This window comes from Pedobacter fastidiosus, from assembly GCF_014306625.1.
GTDB classification, from domain to species: domain Bacteria; phylum Bacteroidota; class Bacteroidia; order Sphingobacteriales; family Sphingobacteriaceae; genus Pedobacter; species Pedobacter fastidiosus.
In genome coordinates this window covers 269,802-278,492 of sequence record NZ_JACRYL010000006.1, presented here as the reverse complement: position 1 = coordinate 278,492, position 8,691 = coordinate 269,802, and the positions used below count along the sequence as shown (strand labels likewise).

General features: G+C 35.4%; 6 protein-coding genes. 2 read left to right on the top strand and 4 right to left on the bottom strand.

What is annotated here, in order from left to right:
• Positions 1-293: 293 nt before the first annotated feature.
• The gene (locus H7U22_RS08895) at positions 294-707 is read left to right on the top strand and encodes an EamA family transporter (protein ID WP_187070992.1); all 414 of its coding nucleotides are present in this window, start codon (positions 294-296) and stop codon (positions 705-707) included.
• A gap of 11 nt (positions 708-718) precedes the next feature.
• On the opposite strand, the gene H7U22_RS08890 is transcribed toward H7U22_RS08895, so the two are convergent.
• From H7U22_RS08890 to H7U22_RS08875, 4 genes are all read right to left on the bottom strand, one after another.
• Positions 719-1,396 carry a response regulator transcription factor gene (locus H7U22_RS08890; RefSeq protein ID WP_187070991.1) on the bottom strand — a complete coding sequence of 226 codons (678 nt, stop codon included), beginning with the start codon at positions 1,394-1,396 and terminating at the stop codon, positions 719-721.
• Positions 1,397-1,490: 94 nt separating this feature from the next.
• Complete coding sequence (locus H7U22_RS08885) at positions 1,491-2,096, bottom strand: HD domain-containing protein (RefSeq protein WP_187070990.1); 606 nt, start codon at positions 2,094-2,096, stop codon at positions 1,491-1,493.
• Between the two features lie 128 nt (positions 2,097-2,224).
• The gene (locus H7U22_RS08880; RefSeq protein WP_187070989.1) at positions 2,225-3,754 is read right to left on the bottom strand and encodes a RagB/SusD family nutrient uptake outer membrane protein; all 1,530 of its coding nucleotides are present in this window, start codon (positions 3,752-3,754) and stop codon (positions 2,225-2,227) included.
• Between the two features lie 10 nt (positions 3,755-3,764).
• Positions 3,765-7,037: a SusC/RagA family TonB-linked outer membrane protein gene (locus tag H7U22_RS08875; protein ID WP_187070988.1), complete on the bottom strand. Its 3,273-nt coding sequence runs from the start codon at positions 7,035-7,037 to the stop codon at positions 3,765-3,767.
• 441 nt (positions 7,038-7,478) lie between these two features.
• On the opposite strand from H7U22_RS08875, the gene H7U22_RS08870 reads away from it, so the two are divergent.
• Positions 7,479-8,558: an NAD(P)-dependent alcohol dehydrogenase gene (locus H7U22_RS08870; RefSeq protein WP_187070987.1), complete on the top strand. Its 1,080-nt coding sequence runs from the start codon at positions 7,479-7,481 to the stop codon at positions 8,556-8,558.
• The last annotated feature ends 133 nt before the right edge of the window (positions 8,559-8,691 follow it).

The window sequence follows — 8,691 nt, the reverse complement described above, 5'->3', positions numbered from 1 at the left end:
CTCTCCTTGAAGACTGGGATTTAATGGCCTGTGAGAGAAACCCAAGGGTTCAAACAACAATCTTTCGTTTCCCTCTCTTCAAGGAGAGGGATGTGATGCCAAACCAAAAACCACGAACTTTCATAGGGAGAGGTTAATAAGTAGCTGTCAAAACAAATTTTATTCTGTTTTGACATAACGATTTTTCTTTTTGAGAAAGCCTCGTTTTTTTCATACAAACAGAAATATTTTTTGTTTCTAGAAATCTGTATCTTAAACTCAATCTTTTAAAGAGTTACTAATCTTAATCAACCATGTGGAAATATTACGCAATTCTTTCAGCAATATTCGCGGCTGCTACCGCAATTTTAGCCAAAGTTGGGTTAAAAGGTGTAAATGGAAATGTGGCAACAGCCATCAGAACATTGGTGATCATTTTTGTAGCTTGGGGAATTGTACTTGCCACAGGCGAAATCTCCCAAATTAAAACGCTCAGTAAAAATAACCTAATATTTCTTGGACTTTCAGGCTTGGCGACTGGCCTTTCATGGATTTTTTATTTTAAAGCTTTAGAAACTGGAAATGTTTCGAAAGTTGCACCAATTGATAAACTAAGTGTTGCAATTGCTATGGGTTTGGCTTTCCTAATTTTAAAAGAACCCATTGATGCTAAAACTTTAATCGGAGGATGCTTAATCGTAGGTGGAAGTATTGTGATTTTACTCTAGTTTTTATGCAACTATAAATCACCAAATTTATAGCCAATACCATAAACGGATTTTAAGTAATCTGCAGAACCTGCTTCCAAAAGCTTTTTGCGCAAGTTTTTCACATGAGTATAAATGAAATCAAAATCATCAGAAATATCCATCTCATCTCCCCAAAGGTGTTCTGCCATTGCATTTTTTGTAACTACTTTACCCTTATTTGATAAAAAATACACCAGTAAATCATATTCTTTTCTGGTTAAATTTAGAGTTTTGTTATGAATGGACGTATTCATTGAACTGATGTCTACGTTAATTTCATTAAAAGCAATTACATTATTTCCATCAAAATTTTTCCGCCGAACTATTGCGCTTACTCTTGCTTTAAGTTCAGAAAGATGGAATGGTTTTACTAAGTAATCATCCGCTCCCATATCTAAACCAGCGAGTTTATCATCTAAAGAATGGCGGGCAGAAATAATCAATACACCATCTTTTTTCTTTTTCTTTTTTAAATCGTAAAGCAAATCCAACCCTTCACCATCTGGCAAACCTAAATCTAATAAGATACAGTCATAATCATAAAGCGCTATTTTTTCTGATGCAGAACTAAAGCTGGATGCTGATTCACAAATGTTTCCAACCTCTGTAAAATAGGTAAGCATACTTTCTAAAAGGGGCTTTTCGTCTTCTATGATGAGTATTTTCATACTTTTAAAAGTAACAAATTTAATTTTAATGGAGGAATTGAATGTTAGCTAAAGCGAATTGATTTTGTTGGTAAATCTAGATCCAAAAAATATTTTAGGTTACAAAATTCACCAATGTTCTGATATTTTCTTCCTTTTTTGACTGAAGAACATTTTGTCCATAATCGGTAAAGTATTGATGTTTCTGAAGCATTTCCAAATTGAGCCTATTCCATGATTCTTCCGTATAATCTACACAAATATGAACTGCCCACTCCTCTTTTAATGCCTTTGCAAATGATAAATAATTAGGTAATGAGAAGTGATAAAAATCCGCATCACAAATAATCTGCTCTAATTTACTTGTTGGAACCTGCGGATATTTGGTTGCAAAAATACAAGCCTGAACCGATTCGATAAATTGAAGATCTGCCCCAAATTTCTCCAAATAATCTTTTACAATTTCTATACTCGCATCCTCATGACCGAAATATTTCTCCGTATAGCCGGTATCATGAAATAGTGCTGAAACCTGCAAAACCTTAAGTTCACTATCCGTTAGGTTAGCATTAATTCCAATTTCATTTACGGCTTTATACACAAGCAATGTATGTTCATAATTATGAAATAACATTGTTGGAGAAAGTTTTTGCTCAAAAAGTTCTTTAACAATCAATTTTAAAGCATCCAAATCCAGACTTTGTAAATTATTCAGAGACATAAAAAACACAAGTTACCGTGCAATTGTAACCATCAAATCTGAAGAAAAGCTGTAGTGCAAATTGCACTTAAACAAAAAAAGTGACTGATTGCTCAGCCACTTTCTTAAAAAATAAATACTCAAAAAGATTAATATCCAGGATTTTGGTACATTTTGGCCGGATCTAGTTTTACTTCATCAAATGGGATTGGATAAAAACGATCTTTTAGGGTAACGTTAGATAATTTTGCTATTCCGTAAGATGCTTGAGGTTTTGCCTTTAAATAAGTTACCAATTCTGTAGCGGTAAAGTTTCTAATTAAATCAAACCATCTCTGGTGCTCAAAGGCAAATTCAACACGACGCTCGTGCAAAATGGCAAGCTTTAATGTTGGAAAGTTAGCCGCGTAAGTTGCATTTAATTTTGCAGTAGCATAAACTGGCATTGAAGCTCTTGTTCTCACCATATCTAAATATTGAGTCGCTACAGCATCATTTCCCTGAAGCATGTTTACTTCAGCAAGCATTAAAATAACATCAGCATAGCGCATTAAAATCCAATCATTACCACCATAACCGTTATTGGTTGCTAAAGAACTTGCATCTCTAAACTTGGTAATAAACCAATCTTTAACAATTGGATCGTTAGCATATTTAACAGAAAAATCTTTTCTTAAGTCGCTTGTTTCAAACTCGTTAATCAAATCTAGTTTTACATTACCACCAATTCCTGTTGAAACTTTTAAAGAATTTATGGTCTCGCCTTTTGCCTGATTATTTGCGGCAATGCTCGAGCTATAACTAATATCGCCTTGCTTATTTGAAATCACAAAAAGCAATTCTTTACAGGTTGTTTTCTTGGTAACATCAAAAACATCAGCATAGGGAATTTCTGATAAATTACCGAAAGTGCGCAAGTTGTAAGCAGCCAATAAATAGGTATTGGCATTGGTTAAATTTTCGGCTTTGTTATTGGGCAAAGTTGCAGCCATGGTTAAATATACCTTTCCCAAATAAGCATTTATAGCCGCTTTAGAGGTTCTACCAATCCCAGAAACAGGCTGGAAGTTTGGTAACGAGCTATTTAGTCCATCTTTTAAATCGGCTACAATTAAATTATAAACATCCGCTTCTGGTACACGAAATGTACTTTGAGCTACTTCATCTGGTGTACTCAACGGTGTAGTAACCAATGGAATGGCACCCCATTTTCTAACCAATTCAAAGTACATTATTGCTCTAATAAATTTTGCCTCGGCACTGTAATTAGCTTTGTTTGCAACATTGGTAAAAGTAACCTTATCAATATTGGCTAAAATAACATTGCTTCTGGTAATAGACTGGTATAATGCCAACCAATGACTTTTAAGATAAGAATTACTTGGAAGTAACGAGAAATCGTTAAACTGAAAAGGCTCACCAGCATTACTTTGATTGTCATTTCTACCGGCATCATCAGAACGTTCATCTGTAAATAAACCACTATTTTCGCCTAATGTATTCGAACTTCTTAACGATTGATATGCACCATTTACAGCCAACAAAACATCGTTTTCTGTTTTAAAGTAATTTTCTACAGCAATTGCATTTGGATTGCTTTGATTCAGAAAATCCTTTTTACAAGCGCCCAAGCTTAAAACAATGCTTAGGACTACTATTTTATAAATATTCTTTTTCATTTCCTTAATTCTAAAAAGTAAGTTTAATACCAACATTGTAAGCTCTAGCCAATGGATAATTCCCATAATCTACTCCAGGCGCCAGGTTATTGCCAGCGCTATAATCTACCTCTGGGTTATAACCTTTATAATCGGTAATGGTAAATGCATTATCCACACTTGCATAAATGCGGATGTTATTAACCTTTAAAGTATTCGCTAGAGATTTAGGGAAACTATAACCTAACGTGATGTTTGTACATCTAAAATAAGAACCATCTTGAATATAGAAACTTGACAAACGAGTGCTATTACTTTGCGTTCCAGCTCTAGATGCACGATAAACCAAGCCCGAACCTGGATTTGCTTCATTGCGATACCGATTGGCAACATCTGCATATTGATTGCCCGAACCTTCCATATTGTACAAATAGTAATCTTGCCCATCTAATACCTGATTGCCATAAGAACCATTAAAGGAAGCCCTTAAATCGAATGTTTTGTACGATGTATTAAGTGCAAAACCGTAAGTAAATTTAGGGTATGGCGTGCCAATTACAGTTTTATCCGCATCATTAACAATCCCGTTTCCGTCTGTATCTTGGAAATATAAATCGCCAACTTTTAATGGATTTGTGGACGCTGCAGAAGGTGCAACTTTACCTAAATTATCTGCGGTAACTCTACCCAAAACTTTAAATCCATAAAACATCCCAATTGGCTGTCCTTCTTGTGTAATGTGTGTAATGTAAGAACGTTCTGCACCAGCTGTAAATATGGTACTTGCTCCACCCATATTTAGTACTTTGTTTCTGTTTACAGCAATGTTTCCGCTTAAACCAAAGGTGAAGTTTTCATTCTGGATAATTTTTCCATCTATCTGAAGATCAAAACCTTTGTTTCGAACTTTACTATCTGCTAGATTGGTTAAAATTGATGATGTTCCAGATACTGCAGAAATTGGCTGATTGAATAATAAGTTATACGAATAACTTAAATAGTAATTGGCCATAATGGAAACACGATTTTTGAATAAACTAATATCGGTACCAAAGTTGTACTGAGAAGTAGATTCCCAACCTAAACCTTTATCTTGAATTGCATTCGGCCAAATCGCCGTAGAAATTGCATTTCCAATAACTACGCCTCCAGGTGCACTAAGTTCTTGTGCTGTTCTGTAATTTGGAATATTATTGTTTCCACTTAAGCCCCAACTTGCCCTTATTTTAACTTTAGATTGCTCACCTAAAAAATTGTTGTAAAAATCTTCATCAGATAAGTTCCAGCCTGCAGCAACCGATGGGAAATTTCCATATTTATTTAAAGGACCAAATCTTGATGAACCATCACGACGGAAAGATCCTGTTAAGAAATATTTTCCAGCATAATTATAACTGAAACGGCCAAAATAAGAAAGTAAGGTATTTACAGATTTTCCTGTTCTGGAGTTATCCAAAGTAAAAAACCCAGCATCGGCACCTTTATCGGTAATTTCTCCAATATAATCGTTCTGAAAACCAGTAGCCGAAACCCGAATTTGATCGCTAGTTGTTTTCTGTGCAGAATAACCTGCCAAAACATCCAAACTGTGCTTACCAAAGGTTTTATTATAGTTTAAAGTAAACTCAGCCAATTGATCTACCTGACTTAAAGTTTGTGCAATTGCATTTGCAGCGGTTAAAGATGCTGTAGAATAAGGTGGATTATTGCCATTGCTTAAACTCGTTGGCAAATAGTAATCGTACTTTTCATTATAGGTTTGGGTACCTAAATTTGCTTTAAAAGATAAACCATCTATAACTTTATAGGTTGCATTTGCATTGTAGGAACTTCTACTTCCTTTTCTGGTAATCTTTAACTGCTCTACAGTTGCTAAAGGATTTTCGGGATTTTGAACTCCAAAAGCAGAAGAAATTGCACCCATACCAAATTGGATTGGATTTCCATTCGCATCCCTAGCTGGAAGATAAGGTAAATAAATCAACGCAGACATCATCGGACTTAAATTATAACGTCCTTCCTGCACTTCTCTGTTGGTATTTTGAGTGTAGGCAACGTTGGCGCCAACGTGTAATCGCTCACTCACATTACCATCAATATTGGCTCTAAAGTTAATTACCTTTTGATTTGTGTTGTCTACAATACCATCATTATCTTGGTAACCACCGCTCAAGAAATACTTAATATCTTTGTTTCCTCCAGAGAAGGATAGATTATGGCGCTGAAATGATGCATTACGATATAATTCATCTTGCCAATCGGTATTATAAGTTGCAGGAATTGCCTGCTGCGTTCCAAAAATGTAAAGGTCAGTCGGAATGCTCACACTGGCTCCATTACCAACGTTCGTAATCCGTGTAGCATTATTATCTCCAAACATAGAATCGTTCCACGTTTTACCTGCGTTTACCCATAAATCTTTATAAGCATTGTTGCGTCCATCAATTAAAAGTTGAATAAATTGATTGGCATCTAAAAGCTTAACCTTTTTAGCCAATTGTGAAATTCCGCCCTGAACATCATATTCAAAACGACCCTGACCATCTTTACCTCGCTTTGTGGTAATTAAAACCACACCGCCAGATGCTCTAGACCCATAAATAGCTGCAGAAGCCGCATCCTTTAGAATGTCTATCGTTTCAATATCTTCTGGATTAATGGATACATTATTTCCTGCCGGATAACCATCGATAACATACAAAGGATCAGAACTTGCGTTGATAGAACCCACTCCCCTAACCCTAATTTTTGTACCAGAATAAGGAGCACCACTCGTTTGCGAAACTTGAACACCCGCAACCTTTCCAACCAAAGCTTGGCCAACAGTTGCCGAAGTTAAATTCAGTTCGCTTGCTTTAACGCTACTTATAGCGCCGGTTACGTCAGATTTTCTGATCTTTTGATAACCAATCGCAACAACTTCATTTAAAGTATTCGAATTTTCTTTTAATATAATGTTTAAGGTTTGGCGCCCTTTTACCGCAACTTCTTGGCTATCGAAGCCTATAAATGAAAATACCAAAGTGGCACCATCCTCTATAGCGATAGAAAATTTACCATTTCCATCCGTTACTGTCGTTTTTTTGGTTTTCTTCTCGTAAACATTTACACCAGGCAATGGTTGCCCATTTTGATCTAGCACTGTTCCATTTATGGTTACAATGGCTTTTTTAAATGTAACAGAATTTTTAACAGCCTCATGTTTTACGGCCATTAAAGAGGTATTACAAACTGCTATTAATCCTAAAGGTAAAAGCAATTTCCTGCAGGTACTTTTCATACTTGCGGTTAAAAATGATGTCATCTTTTTTGTTCTTAGTAATCGTTTTTGGAAATATGATTTGATTTTGTGTTTTTGAAAGGCATGTAGATTTCGGATTTACATAGGCTTAAATTATAATTAGCGACTAGATATATGGAGCGTTTCTACTTTCGCCAAATGTAGGTGTGTACTTTTAACACTATGTATCTATAGCGTTAAGTCTTAAAGAATATCCTAGCCCTATTTTTAAGGCAATATTAAGATAAGCGTGAAAATTGAGGTCAGATTATGTTATTGGTACCAAATTGGTAATAAGGAATTAACATTGGCGAAATAAAAAAGAACCTCAAAAATTAGAAACATCTAATTGGATGGCCCTTGAAATTCCGAAATACCAATTTGATTCCTCTCCCTAAAAATTTATTTCTAAAAGTTTAAACCTTTAGCATTTTGGCCATGTTAAAAAGGAAAGAATAAATCCCTATGGAAAAAATTAAAACTAAAGGTTACGGAGCTAGCGGAGCCTTAATAGGAGGAAAAACCCTCGAATTAATGGAATTTGATCGCAGTGAACCTAAACCCGATGAAATATTAATTGATGTTTTGTATTGTGGCGTTTGCCATTCAGATCTTCATCAAGTAAATAACGATTGGAAAAACACCATCTACCCTTGCGTTCCTGGTCATGAAATTATTGGTAAAGTAATCTCCACAGGATCCTCTGTAAGTAAGTTTAAAGCTGGAGATTTAGTTGGAGTTGGCTGTATGATAGATTCTTGCAAACATTGTGATGCCTGTTTAGATGGAGAAGAGCAGTTTTGCGAAGGTCCGGTTGGCCAAACCATGACTTACAACGGTTATTGGAAACCAGATGGAACAGACTTCAATACTTTTGGAGGATATTCTACCAATATTGTTGCTCAAGAAAAATTCGTAATGAGCATTCCAGAATCTTTAAATCCTGCTGCTGCAGCGCCAATTCTTTGTGCTGGCGTTACAACCTATTCTCCTTTAAAACATTTTGGCGTTAAAGCTGGCCATAAAGTTGGAGTGGTAGGTATAGGTGGTTTAGGCCACATGGGCGTTAAAATTGCAAAAGCAATGGGCGCAAGTGTAACTGCTATAACCACAAAAGTGGCTAAGAGAGAATCGGCATTGGGATTAGGTGCAGATGATGTTTTGATTTCGGAAGATAAGGAAGCTATGAAAGCACAAACTGCAACTTTCGATTTTCTATTAATAACCATTCCATATCCCTTCGATATTAACGATTATATTCCATTGATCAGAAGACGGGGTGCCATTGTAACCGTTGGATTATTAGCTCCATATAAAGCTGCAACCAACAATATGGAAGTAGCCAAATTTAGCTCAACCGTTGGTGGCTCAATGATCGGCGGAACTATTGAAACCCAGGAAGTTTTAGATTTTTGTGCAGAACATGGCATTGCTCCTGATGTACAAATGATTGATATTAAAGATATTAATGAGGCTCTTAATAAAGTTAAAGAGGAAGAAGTAAGATTTAGATACGTAATTGATATGGCAACATTGAAAAATTAGCAGGTTTATTAAACTCAATTCAACATAATAAAAAAAAAGATAAGCCTCGACATCCATCGAGGCTTATTTGTACAATAAGTAAACACAATAATATAATAACCAAATATTTACAGTTAAAAGTATAGTTACAATA